Annotated in this window: 16 protein-coding genes; 12 read left to right on the top strand and 4 right to left on the bottom strand. The window is 41.0% G+C overall.

Translation table 11 applies throughout. The features are described 5' to 3' along the window. Positions 1-4: 4 nt before the first annotated feature. Positions 5-1897, bottom strand: a complete 1893-nt coding sequence (locus EWE74_RS12515; RefSeq protein ID WP_239018650.1) for an RICIN domain-containing protein — start codon at positions 1895-1897, stop codon at positions 5-7. Positions 1898-2211: 314 nt separating this feature from the next. Further along, entirely contained in the window at positions 2212-3762 is a 1551-nt protein-coding gene (locus EWE74_RS12520; RefSeq protein WP_165384707.1) for a DUF6377 domain-containing protein, read from the bottom strand. 633 nt (positions 3763-4395) lie between these two features. Here EWE74_RS12520 and EWE74_RS12525 point away from each other — a divergent pair. The 9 genes from EWE74_RS12525 to EWE74_RS12565 all read left to right on the top strand — a co-directional run bounded on the left by EWE74_RS12525 (position 4396) and on the right by EWE74_RS12565 (position 13772). Next, positions 4396-4629 (top strand): glutaredoxin family protein, encoded by a 234-nt coding sequence (locus EWE74_RS12525; protein ID WP_130141867.1) that lies wholly within the window; start codon positions 4396-4398, stop codon positions 4627-4629. Positions 4630-4655: 26 nt separating this feature from the next. After that, the gene (gene nrdI / locus EWE74_RS12530; protein ID WP_130141868.1) at positions 4656-5063 is read left to right on the top strand and encodes a class Ib ribonucleoside-diphosphate reductase assembly flavoprotein NrdI; all 408 of its coding nucleotides are present in this window, start codon (positions 4656-4658) and stop codon (positions 5061-5063) included. After that, a complete protein-coding gene (gene nrdE, locus EWE74_RS12535) occupies positions 5023-7128 on the top strand; it encodes a class 1b ribonucleoside-diphosphate reductase subunit alpha (RefSeq protein ID WP_130141869.1) in 2106 nt (701 codons plus the stop codon). The genes nrdI and nrdE overlap by 41 nt, the downstream gene beginning before the upstream one ends. 78 nt (positions 7129-7206) lie before the next feature. Further along, a complete protein-coding gene (gene nrdF / locus EWE74_RS12540; protein ID WP_130141870.1) occupies positions 7207-8190 on the top strand; it encodes a class 1b ribonucleoside-diphosphate reductase subunit beta in 984 nt (327 codons plus the stop codon). Between the two features lie 212 nt (positions 8191-8402). Then, positions 8403-9014 (top strand): fumarylacetoacetate hydrolase family protein, encoded by a 612-nt coding sequence (locus EWE74_RS12545; RefSeq protein ID WP_130141871.1) that lies wholly within the window; start codon positions 8403-8405, stop codon positions 9012-9014. Between the two features lie 8 nt (positions 9015-9022). Beyond that, positions 9023-10756, top strand: coding sequence for a M23 family metallopeptidase (locus EWE74_RS12550; RefSeq protein WP_239018651.1), 1734 nt, complete (start codon positions 9023-9025; stop codon positions 10754-10756). A gap of 45 nt (positions 10757-10801) precedes the next feature. Next, positions 10802-11269 (top strand): thioredoxin-dependent thiol peroxidase, encoded by a 468-nt coding sequence (gene bcp, locus EWE74_RS12555; RefSeq protein WP_130141872.1) that lies wholly within the window; start codon positions 10802-10804, stop codon positions 11267-11269. A 58-nt stretch (positions 11270-11327) separates the two neighbouring features. Beyond that, a complete protein-coding gene (locus EWE74_RS12560; RefSeq protein WP_130141873.1) occupies positions 11328-12797 on the top strand; it encodes a glycine--tRNA ligase in 1470 nt (489 codons plus the stop codon). Positions 12798-12812: 15 nt separating this feature from the next. After that, positions 12813-13772 (top strand): D-2-hydroxyacid dehydrogenase, encoded by a 960-nt coding sequence (locus EWE74_RS12565; protein ID WP_130141874.1) that lies wholly within the window; start codon positions 12813-12815, stop codon positions 13770-13772. A gap of 73 nt (positions 13773-13845) precedes the next feature. On the opposite strand, the gene EWE74_RS12570 is transcribed toward EWE74_RS12565, so the two are convergent. Continuing rightward, positions 13846-15321 (bottom strand): hypothetical protein, encoded by a 1476-nt coding sequence (locus tag EWE74_RS12570; protein ID WP_130141875.1) that lies wholly within the window; start codon positions 15319-15321, stop codon positions 13846-13848. Between the two features lie 143 nt (positions 15322-15464). On the opposite strand from EWE74_RS12570, the gene tpx reads away from it, so the two are divergent. Next, on the top strand, positions 15465-15962 hold the full coding sequence (gene tpx, locus EWE74_RS12575; RefSeq protein ID WP_130141876.1) for a thiol peroxidase: 498 nt from the start codon (positions 15465-15467) through the stop codon (positions 15960-15962). 68 nt (positions 15963-16030) lie between these two features. On the opposite strand, the gene EWE74_RS12580 is transcribed toward tpx, so the two are convergent. Then, positions 16031-17206, bottom strand: a complete 1176-nt coding sequence (locus tag EWE74_RS12580; RefSeq protein WP_130141877.1) for a trans-sulfuration enzyme family protein — start codon at positions 17204-17206, stop codon at positions 16031-16033. 127 nt (positions 17207-17333) lie between these two features. Between EWE74_RS12580 and EWE74_RS12585 the strand changes: the two genes are divergently transcribed. Together EWE74_RS12585 and EWE74_RS12590 are read left to right on the top strand one after the other, a co-directional pair. Next, positions 17334-18560, top strand: a complete 1227-nt coding sequence (locus EWE74_RS12585; protein ID WP_239018652.1) for an OmpP1/FadL family transporter — start codon at positions 17334-17336, stop codon at positions 18558-18560. Between the two features lie 2 nt (positions 18561-18562). Then, complete coding sequence (locus EWE74_RS12590) at positions 18563-19864, top strand: SGNH/GDSL hydrolase family protein (RefSeq protein ID WP_130141878.1); 1302 nt, start codon at positions 18563-18565, stop codon at positions 19862-19864. The last annotated feature ends 21 nt before the right edge of the window (positions 19865-19885 follow it).

Consider the following 19885-nt stretch of genomic DNA (forward strand, 5'->3'; position numbering starts at 1 on the left):
ATTCTTATTTACCATTATTTAAACCGATCATCTCATACGGAATACGTACGCCTTTTACCCGATAATAGTAGGGATCAAAATTGCCGTCGTCTTCCTTGACCACATTTTCACTGTTCTCGTCACAAGCGCCATAGTTAATACTGTATGTCAACAGAAGTTCATCCCTGTCATTTTGTGCTATCGTATGGATAATTGGTGTGTATATACGCGCATTATACCCCTTATAAAATTCGGTAAAGTGGTACACCAGCTTTCTTGAAGTGAACGGTCCGGTCGGGCTACTGGAAGTAGCGATGTACATATTGATGGAAGGAATGCCGCAATAGAAACCTTGATCCATGGTTAAGTGAAGAAATTTACCATTTAAATAACCAAAGTTATTGGTTCCGTTGCCTTCGGCAATTACCGCGGAGGAGGCGACTAAAGGCGTATGCCCCCATGTTGATCCGTCCCAAAAAGACCATTCAGTCGGCTCATCTTGCGAAAACCGCGCTACGTACAACAGGGTATTAAATCCAAATGTTTCCGGTGCCGTGCGTTCTCCGTACACGTAGACATAACCGTCATCGGATTTGACCATACCATCCTTATACCTAATATCAAGTTGACCGGTCATGTTCGCGATCGCCAGTCTTTCGACTTGATTCCATTCGTTGCCGGACTCTTTCTTCAGTCTGTACACCGCCTGATCCGTGTCATCAAGACCATATCCTTCTCCACCGTGGATATATACATAATCACCCAGCTCGACACCGGGACCAACCCAATTCCGGCTAGCTCCCGATGGAATAGGGCATATATTACCAATATTGTGGTGCGCCCCTTGTCTGGTCATCATCGGTGCGTTTGGATCCCAATCGTCAATGGACGGTTGTATAATGATGGAATTGGTATAAGAGATAAAGTGGTTTCCATACAGATTTCCGTTAGGGGCCATTGACCCATGGTGCCAGGCATCCTGTGTAACCCAAAGCACACGCCCATCCGAAAGCGGTATGCTCGTTCCCTGATCAAACGCCACAGAGCCTGTCGTCCGACTAAAAAAATTCGTCACATCACCATCCCGGTAACTGTCCCTGGGCAATTTGGTGATCGCCCAGCGCTGCGCCTCATTATCCTGTTTAGTCTCCGCCAAAATAGCTCCATCCCCGCTCAATGTCAAGTACAGTCCGTTAGCTTTGTTGGATAATTCAAATTTGCCGGTCTCTACCGACTCTTCGATGCTCCACAACTGTAGATCAGCATTGTTTTTTAATTCCCAGTTTTGCTTCAGCTGTCCACCATCAGAGACACCGTTCAGGAACATACCGCTATGTAGGTTCCGTAGCTGATAATATTTAGTATCTCCTTCCGAAGAATGATAGATGATATCCCACTCTTGCCATCTTTTGAGGTTTTCGCCTTCTGCTGCCTCCGCTGTTGCGGTGTTGATTATGGCATTGTCAAGATATTTTTCATTGAAAGTCAGATCGCCCTGAACCTGCATAACAGCCGACCCATCGTTCACCGATATACTATACGTATCATAATCGGAAATACTGGAGTCATACGTTCTAAATTCGACCTCCCATTGCCTGACCTCCCCCGATGCGGCCGTAATGGTAAAAATGACCGTATTATTCCCCGTAGATATATCAATCGCTTGGCCGGAGGCTGGACTGCTATTGGCACCGTCCGATAACGTGAAGATTGGCACAACCTTCGTGAGATCGGTGCCCTGGACGAGTCTTACCAGTATCTTAAAAGCATCACCGTCCTGATAGATAGTTGCATTACCATACTGCCCGGTTTCCAACTTAAAATCTTTAATCATCCGTCCTGGACTAGCGGGAAGATCGTGTTGCTTTTCACACCCAAAGAAGAGGACAAAAAGCATAAAAGTTAGTAATTTTTTCATATAATTTAAAATTGATTAATCATCCCACACATCGTATAAATTATTTTATGCACTTGTCATGCTATGATGTAAAAAATAGATTTTATATATATGTGTGTTTATAATTTTAAATGGTTAAGCATTCCTCCGATGCTACTCAAATGACATGATAGCGCATCCCCGTCTTACTTCTCACAAATTTATAAACCAATACGCCTACCTGTATGTACAGGTAGGCGTATTGGTAAATGTTTGGCAAGCAAAAAAAATATAAATAGCTATAACAAAACTACTTAAGAAAATTCAAATTGTTCGTTTGGTAAATCGGATAGAATTTATCCTTGTGTAAAACTTCCTATTTTCTTTACCTTTTCTTCAAAACTATCACCATCCATAAGTGCTTTCCCCTTTACTTTACTCTTATAGTTATAAATAGTTTGCATAGAATAACGAAGAAAAGTCGCTATTTGATTTACGTCTGTTATCCCCAAACGTATAAGTGCAAAAATACGAAGTTCAGTATTCAACTGATTTCTCTTTAGATCATAACGCTCGTCCTCTTTCAGGAGACTATTAAATTCCTCTACAAAATTAGGATAAACCTCAAAAAATGTTTTATCAAAATCATAATATAAAGCTTCGGTATCACGTTCGAAAACAAGATTTGATGAACTTAATTTTTGTAAATCTTCTATTTGTCCTGCCTTTATTTTTCGATGAACATATTTTCTATACTCTTCCAATTTATCTAAATAAACCGCACACTGATTAATATAATATCCTATATAGCGCTCTCGTATAAGATTAGCCTCATCCAGTCTTTGATTGACAGATACAAGTTGATTATTAATACTTTTCAGATTTTTTCTGGCTTTAGACACAATTCTCACCTGTTTATACAAGAAATAAAGTGTAACGATCAAAACGACAACAAAAACACTAATTGTAAGTGCATACAATCGTAGATTCTTCTTTTGTTGCTCAATTTTAGCCAAATAAGTTGCTTCTATAATAGGATGAACCTTGGCAATAACTGCATTTCTAAAACGCGAATTATAAAAATTAGCATCCTCCAAAGACGCTTGTATGTAATTAAACGCCCGATCTACATCTCCCTTGTTGTACTGACAAATAGCTAAAGCTAATAAAGATTCATTTTCCTTCACCGCCAATTGTACATCTGTTATAGCGGCTAAGAGCAGGTATTTTTCTTCCAGTTCTACATTCCCCAGTTCTTTAAATACCATAGCCAGCCCCATAGCAGACATAGCGTATCCATGCGTATTAGGTGCGACTTTTGTAAACAGTTTCAGCTGTATCTCTGCTGACTCTTGGTACGCTTCTTCTGCTTTCAACTTGAAAGACTTTTCTTTAAGGTACATGTCACTACCTTGGCCTAACAAGTTCATCAGCGAATCTCTGTAACGTTTATTCTCCGAAAGGTACAATTTTTCATAGGTACGGTTATCCATGTACTTTATCAGGTTTTCGTTGTAGCGGATATAGCCCCAACAATAGGATACCTTTAGATAAGATGGCAGTTTCTGATAGTCAATAGATTCCAGAACCTCTCGTGCAGGAGAAAATAAACCGGACAATGATAATACAAATGCCTGTTTTAGTCTACTATTCTGGAGATATTCTTCATTTCCTAAAGCTTGTGCGACCGAAATGTTCCGATCCACATAAGCTAAGGCGGAATCACATTTAAAAGACTGGTATTCCGATATAATTTCATCATTAAGGTGAAACCGGTCTTCTAAAGCAATTGTGTTATGAAGTTTCTTTTTGATGCCTTCGATATACGTTTCTTTTTTTGTGGTGTATTCCCGACGATTAATAATCATCTTATCCAAGAGACCTAATAGTGAGTCAACCTCACTCATACTGTAAATGTTTGCTATAGAAAATAAGAAGAAAAATACGGTTAGTAATGTCTTTTTCACATCTAAATATGTAATAATAACTAAAGGCCACTTTATTGAAAGGCGGCACAATATAAGTTAAATGCGCAGACAAACCAAATATTGTGGTCATATTCCAATGAGCATCGTCCGCCCTATATCTGTATTTTTCTGTAAAAAAAGAAATTACCAGTCCTATTTATAAACTGCTTCAAAAAAATATAAATTCACAAATTATCCACATGTTATAATAGCATAATAATGCCAACTGATTCAAACACAGAGCCGAGGAAAAACAAGTCAAAATTTAGTCAGTTTTGCCACATATTACCTATACAATTTTTATGGAAAATTTGTGTAAATTTTAGTCGGAAAAATTGATTTTAAAGTTATCAACATTCTGATCAACAGTTATAGATCAACGTTTTACACAGAAAAACAAGCGTAGAACGTGGTTTATTCTCTCCGTTTGTCTAGCATGTGGAAAAGTATCACTACCGCCCAGAATTAAAATGTTGGATATTTGTTATGCTTGAGATGCAGACCCGCCTCAAGTCTCGTGTTTTAACTTCTTGGAGATGGCTAACATCTCCGCAAATTTAAACTTACAACAACATGGCAAGAATCATTAAATTCGAAAAAAATGACTGTGCGCCATGCGCACAAGTGTCCGCCTTCTTAGACAACAGAGGGATCACATACGAAACTATCAACCCGTTCGACCAACCTGATTTAGCTGCTAAGTTTAAAATCAGAACGGTTCCTACGGTACTTGTACTCAACAACGAAGAAGTACAGCAACGCATCATCGGTTTTAAACCCGAGGAATTAGCGTCTATAGCCCTTTAATTGTTTCACCCTTAACGGAGCGAGATATGGTTCATCTATATTACGATTCAAAAACAGGAAATGTCCAACGCTTTATCAACAAAGTTATCCAAATTACGGGATGGCATGCACATAAGATTGAAGATGGGCTGGAAATCCAAGCATCCGGACATTTAATCACTTATACGACGAAGATAGGCTGTATGCCGGAGAAAACGAAGCTGTTTATGGATAACCACGCCGAAAAGATTTATTCTGTAACCTCTAGCGGTAACAGAAACTGGGGCAGAAACTTTGGGTTAGCGGCCGACAAAGTATCAGAAGATTACGATATTCCGCTCGCCATGAAATTCGAGCTTTCTGGCACCATGGAAGATATCAATCAATTTATTGAAATTATAAAACACCAATACAATGATAGCAAACGAGGTAGCAAAAAATTGGATATTGCTTAATAACGAAATCATGATTAAGCATGATGAGGAGTACAGCTTGCATAAAGACAAAGAAGCTGTACGTGCCTATTTCTTGGAACACGTGAACAAGAACACGGTTTTCTTTTACACGTTAAAAGAAAAGATCGATTACCTAATCGAGCATAATTACTATATCAATTTCTACGAATGGTTCACCTTCGAAGAAATGGAGCAAGTGTATAACTACGTTCATGCCAAGAAATTCCGTTTCCAATCGTTTATGGCTGCATTTAAATTCTTCCAGAGCTACGCGTTACGTGATGACTCTGGAGAAAAATTCTTGGAGCGCTATGAAGACCGCGTGGTGGCGGTATCGCTGTTCCTCGCTCGAGAAGAAGGTATACAAAAAGCTATCGAGTATGCCGAAATCATGATCAATCAAGAATATCAGCCTGCTACCCCGACATTCTTGAACGCCGGAAAAAAGCGCTCCGGTGAATTGGTATCTTGTTTCTTAGATGAGATTGGTGACAACTTGAACGGCATCGGTTATGCCGTCGATTCCGCCATGAAACTATCTTCTATCGGTGGAGGTGTTTCTTTTAACATTTCCAAGATCCGGGCGCGCGGAGAAGCTATCAAGGGCGTAGATGGTCGTGCTGGGGGTGTCCTTCCTATTATGAAAATCATGGAAGATACATTCTCCTATGCCAACCAACTGGGTCAACGTCCAGGTGCTGGAGCGGTATACCTCAACATCTTCCATGCCGATATCGAAGAATTCCTTGATTGTAAAAAAATCAATGTCGACGAGAAAGTGCGTATCAAATCCCTTTCTATCGGTATCATTGTTCCGGATAAATTTATGGAGATGGCTGAAAAAGACGAACCATGCTACCTTATTTATCCACATACCGTGATGCAGGAATATGGTAAATATCTGGACGATATGGATATGGATAAAATGTATGATGAATTGATTACCAATCCAAACGTCAAAAAGAAAAAAGTCAACGCACGCCACTTATTAGTACGTATCGCGCAAATTCAAAAAGAGTCAGGGTATCCTTATATCTTCTTCAAAGAAAACGCAAATAGAGCGCATGCTTTAAATGGTGTCGGCCAAGTGAAATTCTCTAACTTGTGTACCGAAATTATGCAGGTTTCTGAAGTTTCGGATATTGAGATCTATGGTAAGGATGACACTATTCGCTATGGTATATCCTGTAACCTCGGATCGCTCAATATCGCGACCGTGATGGACAACAAGCGTATTAAAGAAGCTGTGAAGACCGCAACCCGTGCATTAACGGTCGTAACCGACGTAACCGACATCGAAATGGTACCTTCTATCGCTAAAGCCAACAGAGAATTACATTCTGTAGGACTGGGTGCCATGAACCTCCACGGCTATCTGGCAAAAAGCTTTATTATGTATGAATCCACCGAAGCTTTAGATTTTGCCAATACGTTCTTCATGATGATGAATTACTATTCGTTGGAAGCGTCGATGGAAATTGCAAAAGAGCGTGGTAAGACATTTGTAGGCTTTGAGAAATCAGCTTACGCAGACGGCACCTATTTCGATAAATATACGTCGCAAGATTATATCCCAACCACCGACAAGGTTAAAGAATTGTTTGACGGCGTTCACGTACCAACAACACAAGATTGGGAAAACCTGAAAGCGCAGGTACAAGAACATGGTATTTACCATGCATACCGTATGGCTATCGCTCCAAATCAATCCACTTCCTATATCATGAATGCAACCGCATCGGTTATGCCGGTCGTGGATATTATCGAGGTGCGGGAATATGGTGACAGTACAACCTATTATCCGATGCCTTATTTGACAAACGACAACTATTTCTATTTCAAGTCAGCATACGACATGGATCAGTTTAAGGTATTAAAGTTGATCTCGGTTATTCAGCGTCACATCGATCAAGGGGTATCCACGATTCTCCATACCAACTCGAAAGACACAACAAGAGACTTAGCAAAATACTACATCTATGGACATAAACTTGGTTTGAAATCGCTGTATTATACTCGTACACGTAAATCAACCGTAGAAGAGTGTATTTCCTGCTCCGCGTAATCAGGTGATTCGTTACGCGTGATTCGAACCCGAAGGGCTCATCGAAGATAATTAAGGTATAACTGAAGACTATTAAAAATGAAACAATATAAAGCGGTAAACTGGAACACCCCTGAAAACGACTATGTGTTGATGTTTTGGGAACAGAATATCAAACAATTCTGGATTGATACGGAATATATCCCTTCCAAAGACATCGACAGCTGGAAAGGACTGAGCTGGGATATGAAAGAGTGTTATAAGAAGGCATTAGGCGGACTAACGTTATTAGATACGCTGCAAAGCCATACGGGTATGCCCAAAATCATCGATCATATAGACTCTTTGCAGAATAAAGCCGTATTGTCGTATATGTGTATGATGGAAGCCATACATGCAAAATCATATTCTACTATTTTCACAACCGTATCAACGACAAATGAAATCAACGATGTATTTGGTTGGGTGAAGGAGAACAAGTTCCTGCAATACAAAGCTGCAACTATCGATAAATATTACCGGGCTATCGACAAAGAAAAAGTGTCGGATGAAGAGCTCTTTATGGCGCTTGGGGCGTCGGTGTTATTAGAATCTTTCTTATTTTATTCTGGATTCTTCTTGCCTCTTTGGTTATGTGGCCAAGGACAAATGGTCGCTTCTGCAGATATCATCAAAAAAATCGTTGCAGACGAATCTATCCATGGCGTATTTGTCGGTCTAATTGCACAGGAAGTATTTGCGAAGCTTCCAAACAAAGAAGAAGTAAAAGCACGTTTCTTGAACTTGTTGAATGAGCTTTATGAAAACGAGATTAAGTATACCGAAGAATTGTACACCGTCGTGGGCTTAACTGCAGAAGTGAAAGAATACGTACGCTACAACGGAAATAAAGCGTTAATGAACCTTGGCTTTGATCCTATTTTTGAAGTTAAACAAGTGAACCCAATTGTGTTGAATGGGTTAAATACAGAAACCACACAACACGATTTCTTTTCGAAGAAATCCACAAACTACGAAAAAGCCATGGAAATTGTACATCTAAAAGATGACGATTTCAAAATGGATGTTACTGTAGAAGTATAAAAGTTTAACAAACCGTATCTATTTAAACAAGCCTTTTTCGATATAGAGAAAGGCTTGTTTTGTCTCCTAACCATTCCTTTGGTCGGGCACCAATGGGCATGATGTTGTCGCCAACACTATCTTACGAAATACATTTAAAATTCGGTTTGGTTCGTGAATGCAACGCATTTTCTCTAAGTTTGTTATCCGAACAATAATGACTGGTAACACATATGAAAATAATCGCAGTAGGCAGAAATTATATCGATCACGCTAAAGAGTTAAATAATCCTGTTCCCGATAAGCCGGTTATCTTTATGAAACCAGATACCGCATTATTAAAGGACAATAAAGATTTTTACTACCCTGAGTTTTCTCAGGACGTGCACTACGAAGTCGAACTGGTGTTCCGCATCTGCAACGAGGGGAAGCACGTGTCTCCTAAGTTTGCACACAAATATATTGATGCTATAGGTTTAGGCATTGACTTCACTGCCCGTGATATCCAATCTATCCATAAAGAAAAAGGGTTACCATGGGAGTTGGCAAAATCATTTGACCATTCTGCTGTTATCAGTCCGCTTTTTCCAAAAGAAGAATTCCCTGATCTAAAGAACATAGCTTTCTCTTTAAAGAAAAATAATGAAACCGTACAATCTGGAAATACAAAAGATATGATTTTCGATATCGATAGCTTGATTGTCTTCATTTCAAAATATATTACATTACGCAAAGGAGACCTTATCTATACCGGAACACCCATAGGTGTGGGTTCCATCGCCGTAGGCGACAAATTTGAAGGTTTTATACAGGATAACCCTGTTTTCAATTGCCAGATAAAGTAGAGATTCCGATGATGAAAAAGTACAGATTATTATATATATGCCTAGGACTTGTCATAGGCAACATTCAAGTACAGGCACAACATAAAGACATCATTACCTCCCGCGAATATCCGCAGGGATATTTTCGCAACCCGCTTAATATAACTATGGATGCTTCCGGCACGTTCGGTGAACTTCGCTCCACACATTTCCATGCTGGCGACGACTACCGCACACAGCAACGCGTGGGCTTGCCTCTACACGCAGCAGCAGAAGGTCATGTATCCCGTGTGCGTGTACAGATTGGCGGCGGCGGAAACTCCGTTTATATTGACCATCCGAACGGATACACAACAGTTTATTTGCACATGGATAAGTTCAACGATGCACTCACGAACATTGTAAGAGCTGAGCAGTACAAACAGCAACGATTTGATGTGGATATCAACGTAGAACCCGGAGCCGTGAAACTGACGAAAGGACAGCATATCGGCAATGCTGGTAATACCGGTGCATCGGGTGGCCCACACTTGCATTTTGAAATCCGTGATACCAAGACACAGCGCCCGCTTAACCCACAATTGTTCGGATTACGTTTCAACGATCGTTTTCTCCCTACGATCAACAATATCATGGTTTACGACCTAAGCGATGATCTGTTTAATGAACATACACCGCGACAGGCTATGCAGGTAAAAGCTGTCGGAAATGGTGTATATACATTAGCACAAAATACGCCTATTAAAGTAAGCGGAAAATTCGGATTGGGTATCAACAGCATAGATCGACATCGGTCGGGAGGTTTTCAGAACGGTGTTTATTCGATTGAGCTCTTCATTGATGGAAAAGCAGTTTCCACTGTTGTCTTCGAAGAATTGGATTTCAACACTTCCCGTGGTATACATGCTTATATTGACTATCCTTATTGGCGCAAAACAAAAGCGAAAGTTCAAAAAAGTTTCAAAGACCCGGGTAACCCTATCGAAATATTTAAAGTCTTACAAAACGAGGGTGTCCTATCACTACCTGATAATCAAATATACGATGCGAAATATGTTGTAAAGGATGTCGCAGGGAATTGCAGTGAACTGAACTTTAAGATACAAAATGGCACTCCTGCATCCAACACGCAGAAAAAGAGATTCGGTGTTCAATTGTTTAAATACGATGCCGAGAACACCTTTGAAAATGACCATATACAACTGAACATACCGAAAGGTGTCCTGTACGGGGATGTGGATTTTACCTATAGTACTTCCGCACAACCGACAGGTGGTTATTCCCCCACCCACCATATCCACAACAACCTCATACCGTTATTTAGCACGTACAATCTGCGTATCAAACCGACAAATTTACCTGCCCACCTCGAAAGCAAGGCACTTCTAGCCTCGGTAGAAAACGGTTCAGAAGGTGGTAAGTTTGAAGATGGTTGGGTTAGCGTCAATACACGCAACTTCGGACGTTTTTACGTTGCCGTAGACACGGTAGCACCTACCATCACACCGCGCAACTTGAGCAATGGAAAAAATGTAAGTGCGCAGGCGAAAATCGACTTTACGATTCAAGACAATTTCTCCGGCATACAGTCTTTTAACGGTTATATCGACGGTAAATGGGTGCTGATGGAATACGACCCGAAAAACCGACATTTGTGGCATAAGTTCGATCCTGCTCTTCCTAAAGGACAACATACTTTTAAATTGATGGTAATCGATTGGAAAGGCAATGAAAAAGTATACGAAGCGAAATTTGTGAAATAGTAATGAGTGATCTAACTTTCTAACAATTTTTAAACAAAACAAACGATGAAAGAACTAGAAATAGGCGATAAAGCCCCAGCAATCGAAGCAAAAAATCAATCCGGAGAGACCATTAAATTGTCCGATTTCAAAGGCAAGAAGGTTATCCTTTATTTCTATCCCAAAGATAATACGCCCGGATGTACCACCGAAGCCTGCAATTTCAGAGATAATTATCAATCCTTGGTTAAGGATGGCTTTGAAGTAATCGGCGTGAGTATTGACAACGAGCAATCACACCAAAAGTTTATTAGCAAATTTGATCTGCCCTTTAATCTACTGGCTGATGAGGATCAAAAAATCGTAAACGACTACGGTGTATGGGTAGAGAAAAATATGTATGGCCGCAAATATATGGGTACGGCACGCACCACATTTGTAATAGACGAGGATGGGATTATCCAACATATCATTAAGAAAGTGGATAATAAAAATGCGTCACAACAGATTCGCGATTTAGCCGGTAAGCGTTAAGCTCTTATTTCTTTGTCCTTTATCTTTAATCTTTGTTCTTTTATCTATATTTGCCCTTATGAGCAAGCAAACAGACGATTTTTTCAAAAATATCATATCACATGCGAAGGAATATGGATTTGTGTTTCCTTCTAGCGAGATTTACGACGGCCTAAGTGCGGTGTACGATTATGGTCAAATGGGTTCAGAGCTAAAGAACAACCTCAAGACTTATTGGTGGAAATCGATGGTACAGTTGCATGAAAATATTGTCGGTATAGACGCCGCTATCTTCATGCACCCTACCACTTGGAAAGCATCCGGTCACGTCGATGGGTTCAACGATCCCATGATAGACAACAAAGATTCCAAAAAACGCTACCGTGCCGACCAGTTGATTGAGGATAAGATAGATCGTTACGAAAAAGACGGAAAGACGGAGAAAGCCGCACAACTTCAAAAAGACCTTGATGATGCTATTACGGCTGATGATTTAGTGCGTTTGAAAGCAATCATTGAAGAACATAATATTGTGTGTCCGATTTCGGGCACCAAAAACTGGACAGACGTGCGTCAGTTCAACCTGATGTTTGCTACGCAAATGGGAGCCATGGCGGAAGAAGCAGAAAAGGTATATCTCCGTCCGGAGACGGCTCAGGGTATTTTTGTGAACTTCTTAAACGTACAGAAGACCGGACGCATGAAGATTCCATTCGGAATAGCACAAATCGGTAAGGCTTTTCGAAACGAGGTTATTGCCCGTCAGTTTATCATGCGTATGCGGGAGTTTGAACAGATGGAGTTGCAATTCTTCATCCGCCCCGGCACAGAGATGGAATGGTACGAAAAATGGAAAGCAACTCGCTTGAAATGGCATTTAGCTTTAGGGGCAGATGCGACAAAATATCGTTATCACGACCATGTGAAACCAGCACATTATGCTAACGCAGCCGTAGATATCGAATACCAATTTCCGTTTGGCTTCAAAGAAGTTGAAGGGATACACTCCCGTACAGACTTTGACCTAAAGCAGCATCAAGAGTATTCTAAAAAGAAAATGCAGTACTTTGATCCGGAAATTAATCAGAATTACGTTCCCTATGTGGTAGAAACTTCCATCGGTTTGGATCGTTTATTTTTAACCGTATTGGCTAACTGTCTTGTAGAAGAAGATTTGTCGACGGAAGAAAAGAAAGATTCGCGTATTGTATTGAAATTCCACCCCGCTATCGCCCCTGTAAAAGCTGCTGTACTACCGCTCACTAAAAAGGACGGATTACCGGACAAAGCAAGGGAGATTATGACCAAATTGAAATTGGACTTCAACATTCAGTATGACGAAAAAGATGCTATCGGGAAACGCTACCGTCGCCAAGATGCCATCGGCACGCCTTTCTGTATCACGGTGGATTACCAAACATTAGAAGATAATACCGTGACTATACGTCACCGCGACAGTATGGCGCAAGAACGTGTTCCGGCCGCTGATCTTCGCAACATTATCGGAGAACTTGTTAGTTGGAACAATCTATTAGAGCAGCTAGTATAAAAAAATAATAAGGAGATGAAAATTGTAGTTTTAGATGGTTACGCCATGAATCCGGGAGATTTAACTTGGAATGGGCTACAAGCGCTGGGAGACGTGATGATTTACGAACGCTCCTCCGAAAAAGAAATTATTGAGCGGACAAAAGGAGCCGAAATTGTGCTTACCAACAAGGTTTCTCTTCCAGCGCACATCATAGAAGCTCTTCCTGCATTAAAGTACATTGGCGTCATGGCCACCGGCTACAATATGATCGATATGGATTGTGCTAATAAGCAGGGTATTGTCGTTACTAATGTCCCCGGTTATAGTACACCATCAGTCGTCCAACTGACTTTTTCCCTTCTCCTAGAACTATGTTACCACACGCAACGCCATAGTGACGCCGTGATGAAAGGTAAATGGACAGCCAGTCCTGATTTTTGTTTCTGGGACTATCCCCTAACCGAATTATCTGGAAAGACACTTGGCATAATAGGATTTGGGAGTATTGGACAAAAAGTAGCCGATGTAGGTGCGGCTTTTGGTATGTCAATTTTAGCGTATAGTCGTACAAAAACCGACCAATCCCACCGTAAGAACTTCCGGTGGGCTGCAGAGCAAGAAGAACTATTAGCACAAGCAGATATCGTCAGCTTACATTGTCCGTTGACTCCCCAAACTGAAAATCTTATCAACGCTGAATCTCTTTCTATCATGAAGCCTTCTGCTGTTATCATCAACACCTCCAGAGGAGGCTTAATAGATGCACAAGCACTTGCAGATGCGCTAAACGAGGGACGTATTAGTGGTGCCGGTATAGATGTGTTGCCCGTCGAACCGCCTCCCATTGATAACCCGCTTTTTAACGCCAAAAATTGTTTAGTTACCCCACACATAGCTTGGGCAACGAAAGAGTCCAGACTTCGACTCATGGATGTTGTTATCGGCAACATCAAGTCCTTCTTAAACGGACAATCGGTTAACGTGATATCATAAAAAGAGACGCGATTTTTATCGCGTCTCCATATCAGATTAAATTACAACTTGGTTATTATAAAAAATCAGTTATTTAATTAAAATCGACTTGTTTTTCGCCATCCCAATTTTCATTTAGGCGAACTACAAACTGCCCGTTTGGGGCATCTAATAATTTCCCACGAAATAGTAATTGCATATTATTGCGGATTTCACTTTCTACCTGAAATGTCCGTATCAACTCGTCGGAACCATCATACACGTCTACCTTATATTTCAGTGGAACGGGAATCGGTGTGTTTCCAATAAATTGGTTAAAAAACACCTCTCGATTAGCTTCATCGAATTGAGGAAGAAGAACAATTTCTGAGCTATCTTCTATGGGATTGTCCATCGTAGGATGGAATGGCGCATAAAAATTCACGTCGTGTTCTCTTTTTACAATCAGCTTCGCTACCTCCGACAAATCCCCCACATCGGTAAATTCAAACCGAATCTCACTATAGTAGCGGTTCAGTTCAATATCCTTTTGCATATCCCCCTGCACAGAAAACGTGTCCAAAACACCAAATATCTCTGCTTTACTATTCGAAAAAGTATTGGCGATAAAGTACGTTAATGCGTCGCCGGTTTCTGGAATATTTAACTCCGCATTAGATACATTCGCTACAAAAGAAGCAATATAATCCCCAGCCGGAAGCGTTAGCGCAAAATCAGACAGTGCCCCTTCGCGAAAATGATCTGCGCCAGATAGCATCAGATTTTTCGTTGTGGCATCAAAAACATGGTAGTGCACCCGACGCACATTGGCATCCGCGACTTTCTCAGCAATTCCCGACACGCGGAAATTATCAATGCGCATAGTGCCGGTCGTTCCATTATAATCGCCTGCACTTCCTCTATTTCCCGCTTTTGGCATCAATTTAATATATAAATCTCTCGAAAAATCCAGTAATTGATCCTCTAGCGCAAAACTAAACGTATTTTTTGCCTGTGGGGTATTCGTGTTTGAAAATTGGTTATTTTCTTCGATTACCGTATAATTTTCCCCATCTTGGGAAAAAGAGAGCGAAAAGCTTTTTGGCCCTGTGCCCGAAGAACTCACGTCAAAAGCTAATTCCTGCAATGCCGATACATTCGTCAATGGCATTTTGAAAATCAACTCGTTCAAGCCTTTTATAGATAATGCCCTGCCTGCAATATAATCTTCATATAACCAGCCGATTCCATATTCATCGGGCGTTTGTCCTTGGTTATACGTAATACTCCAGTGTGTACTCGGATAAATATCCGGCATTAAGGTTTCCGCGTTAAAAGACCAATAGTAAATATGGCCTTCATACATATCTTGTGTAGCGGTGTTTGCGGCAGAATAGCTTTTGCCTCTTGTTGCTTTTTTTGCTCCCAAAGTGGAAGCATGTTGTTCAAATTCCTGGAATCTGAATCCAATGGTATAGCCTTCTTGAGCATCATTTGGTTCCTCCACATTTTTCTTGCAGGAAACCATGTTAAGCGTGATAAACAAGATGGAAAAGCTACACCAAACCGAATGGATTGGTTTTCTCATCATAGTTCAGTTATCAAGTTATAATTTAATTGATATCCAAATATAACAACCGAGTATGAAAAACCCTAATTTTTCATAAAGAAAAAGTACTTCACAAAAAATAATATAAAAATCTGTATCTTTAGTACGCTTAAAAATTAGAAATCATGGCTAAAATTACATTCAAAGGAACAGCAGTACATACGCAAGGTGATATACCCGCAGTTGGATCTCCTGCTCCTGACTTCAATTTGACCGCAGGCGATTTATCAGAGAAAAGTCTGGGTGACTTTAAAGGAAAAAAAGTGGTCTTAAATATCTTTCCGAGCATAGACACCGGCACCTGCGCTGCGTCTGTTCGTAAATTTAACGAAAAAGCCTCTGGATTGGAAAACACCGTTGTGTTATGTATTTCACGAGACCTTCCTTTTGCACAAGGACGCTTCTGTGCCGCAGAAAACTTAGAAAATGTTATTACCCTTTCGGAATATAAAGACAGTAATTTTTCGGATGCTTACCAGGTAAAGTTTGTAGACGGCCCATTGACTGGACTATTGAGCCGTTCGGTAGTCGTTATTGATGAAGAGGGTAAAGTTTCTTATACCGAGCAAGTTGCAGAAACAACGGAAGAACCGGATTATGACAAAGCTCTGGCAGCCTTATAATATTTCGGAAAAAAGATAACGAATAAAAAGAGCAAAGATTATGTATACCAACTATCTTTGCTCTTTTTTTATCCTTTGGAAGCTTCCAATGCTTGCAAAATATCTCCTATAATATCTTCTTTGTCTTCCAAGCCTACAGATATACGTACGGTACCAGGCATAATGCCTAAGTTTAGTCTTTCCTCTTCTGTAAGTTTAGCGTGTGTCGTCGAAGCCGGATGTGTAGCAATAGAACGCACATCACCCAAGTTTGACGTGTAAAGAATCATTTCCAGCTTGTCTAAAAAGCGGAAGGCCCTTTCCCTCCCCCCTTTAACCTCAAAAGTGACGATACCACCCCCGGCTTTCATCTGTTTCTTAGCCAAGTTATACTGTGGATGAGAAGGTAGGAATGGATATTTTACCTGTAAAATTTCCGGACGCTTTTCTAATGTTTCAGCCAAAGCCAAAGCGTTGCTGCAATGTCTGTCCATCCGAAGGGCAAGCGTATCCAAGCTCTTCGATAGCGTCCAGGCATTAAATGCAGACATGGCAGGTCCAGTATGACGAATAAAAAACATCAATTCATCAATTAAATCTTGTTTTCCGACAATAACCCCCCCCAACACTCTACCCTGGCCATCCATATATTTCGTCGCCGAATGCAACGAAAGATCAAAACCATATGCTAATGGCCTTTGCAAATAGGGTGTTGCAAAACAATTGTCAATGATAAAGATAATCTGTGGATATCTCTTCTTTAAACTACCTAAAAATTCCAAATCCGCAAGCTCTAACCCTGGATTAGAAGGCGATTCTAAGAAAACAATTTTTGTATTAGGCTGTATAGCTTTCTCCCAAGCATCATTGTCTACCGCATTCACATAGCTGGTCGTGATTCCCCAGCGAGGAAACAGTTCTGTAAACAATTGGTGGGTAGAACCAAAGATAGCACCAGCAGAAACAATATGATCGCCACTTCGTACAAAACCTGCAAAAGAAGCAAAAACGGCTGCCATTCCTGATGAAAAGGCTAAACCATCTTCTGCTCCTTCCATGATACATACCTTATTTATAAATTCGGTGGTATTCGGATTGGAGTAACGGGAATATATCGTACCTTCTTCTTCGCCTGCAAAAACAGCACGACCTTGTTCTGCACTATCAAAAATAAAACTTGATGTTAGATATAGTGGAACAGAATGCTCACGGGTTGCAGATCGAGGTGCTTGTTCTCGTATGATTTTAGATTGATCTTTGTCCATAACGAAGCAAAGTTAAAATTTTTTCCAAATTTCACATATATAAAATATTATGCTGGCATATAGTTTGCTATCTTTTGTTTAGGAGTTTATAAGCCTATTCATACATTTTAGCTAAAACGAACAATTTATGCAGATAAAAAGACTCATATTAGGATTATTACTTGCCAGTCCTGCGGCTGTATGGGCACAGGGATCGCAGGTAAACACGCAAAGCCAAAAAGCTGTTGGTATGGCTGGTGCCGGATCAGCATTATTCGTAGACGAGACTTCCATTTTCTATAATCCTGGCGCCGTTGCTAAAATGGATCACAATGCCATATCTGTCGGCGCAAGTGCCGTTATGTATCGCGCTGCCTTTCGGGAATTTAATAGCAATGATGTGCACCACACCAAGTTTAAGATCTCCCCACCATTCTCCGCTTTTGCAACATTTGGTCCTCAGAACTCGTGGTGGAAAGCCGGTTTAGGCGTCTATACACCCTTTGGAGGTTCTGTAGACTGGGGCGATCAATGGCCCGGTAGATATGAATTGAATCATTTACAAATGCGGGCTATCTATATCCAACCGACATTGAGCTTCAAACTAACGGAAAACTTCGGTATCGGTGGGGGCTTTGTATACAACGTAGGTTTGGTCGATCTTTCGCGCTCTATCCCCATCGCATCTGCCGATGGCACATCGGGAAGAGCTGAGCTGTCAGGCGTAGGCACCGGAATGGGCTTTAATGTGGGGGTACATTATCATTTAGAGGATGATTTCGCGATTTCGCTGAGTTATCGTTCGCAAGTCATTACTAAACTTAAAGATGGCGATGCGCAATTTACTGTACCTCCAGCATTAGCAACCTCCTTTCCAAATACCACATTCGATGCAGAACTTCCATTGCCGAGCTCCTTTAATGTAGGTGTAACATTCCCTGCAGGCGAACGGGTGGATATTGCTGCAGACGCGACGTTCATCGGTTATAGTGTATACCAAGAACTCGTTTTCGACTATAAAGATAACACGCCTGCCCTCGAAGACACTAAACAAATTAAAAATTATGAAAACGCATTTTCGGTAAAAACCGGTCTCAATGTCGAAGCATCGGAAAAGCTGGATCTGCGTGCAGGTGTCGGTTATGTATATACCCCGGTGCGAGGCCCTTATGTATCCCCAGAAACACCAGACAATAACCGTATAATGGGATCTGTAGGATTTACGTACGATATTAACGACCGTTGGGATCTTACGGGTGCATATGTTTTCCAACATCTGCTGGAGCGAACAGTAACAAGTGCCAACACCGGACTTTCTGGTACATACAAAACAAATATTCATGCCCCAGGCATTTCGTTAACTTATAAATGGTAGTGATGAAAAAAGTATTTAAAAATATAGCATTATACATTGGTATCCTGTCCACTATTCTCGCCTCTTCCTGCAAACCGGAAATCGAAGGCTTACAGACGACAGCTGGACAAGCAGATTTTTCTAAATATATTGCTGTTGGAAATTCATTGACCGCAGGTTTTGCCGATGGTGGGTTATACCTAGAGGGACAAAAGGTAGCATTCCCTAATTTAATTGCAGAACAATTGCAACAAGTGGGGAATACTAATTTTAGAAGTCCGTTTTTTTCGGAGACTGAACGTAACGGATCAGGTTATATACAGCTCCAAGCTTTAGTAGAAGGACAGCCCATCATGGAGAACGTCACGGATAATTTAGCGTATCGTGCAGCGGGAAAACTAAGCAAATACACCGAAGATATCGAAAACCTCGGTGTTCCGGGTATGCGATTAGACCTTTCAACCCAAGATTGGTTTGGTGCCTTGAATATGTATTTTGAGCGGCTATTACCAGATTCCGATGTTGGCGCGAAAACGTACATGCAATTTGCCACCGAAAAAAACCATACATTTTTCAGTTTTTGGTTAGGAAACAACGATGTTTTAGGGTATGCTATGAATGGTGCTGTAACCAATCCAACCGATCCAACAACGGTGTTAACAGAAACAGCCACATTTGAACAGGTCTACAGCGGTTTTATAGAGGCACTGACCACCAACGATCGCAAAGGCGTAGTGGCGACTATTCCTGATGTAACCGCTATTCCTTTTTTTACAACCGTCACGCGGGCAGCATTGATTGCAGCCGTAAAGGCAGAGAGCGGTCAGGACGTCCAAGACATCTATATTATGACAGGCAATGGTATTCCCCGTGCGGCAACAGACGATGATTTGTTTGTACTACCATTCGCATCAGCAGGATTATTGGGAAGCACATCCGTAGAGAATCCTGCACCCTATGGGTTGCACCCCTTAAATCCAGTCGAGAGCAACTATGTTTTAGATACTGACGAAGTCGCAAGTGTTCAAGCACGTGTAACCGCATTCAACCGCATCATCAAAAATATTGCTGAAGCAAAAAAATTGGCATTAGCGGATGCTCATGCCTATCTTAACCGTGTTAAAGAACCGGGAATCATGTACAACGGGGTAGCGATAAATGCTTCTTTCATTACCGGAAATGCCTTTTCACTCGATGGCGTTCATCTCACGCCAATGGGAAATGCACTCATGGCCAATCTTTTTATTGAAGCTATCAATAAACAATACGGCAGCAAGATTCCAAAAGTAGATGCATCACAATATCGAGGCGTGAAATTTCCTTAGCGAAAAATACATTAAATGGAT

It is taken from the genome of Sphingobacterium corticibacterium (assembly GCF_004208525.1).
GTDB classification, from domain to species: Bacteria; Bacteroidota; Bacteroidia; order Sphingobacteriales; family Sphingobacteriaceae; genus Sphingobacterium; species Sphingobacterium corticibacterium.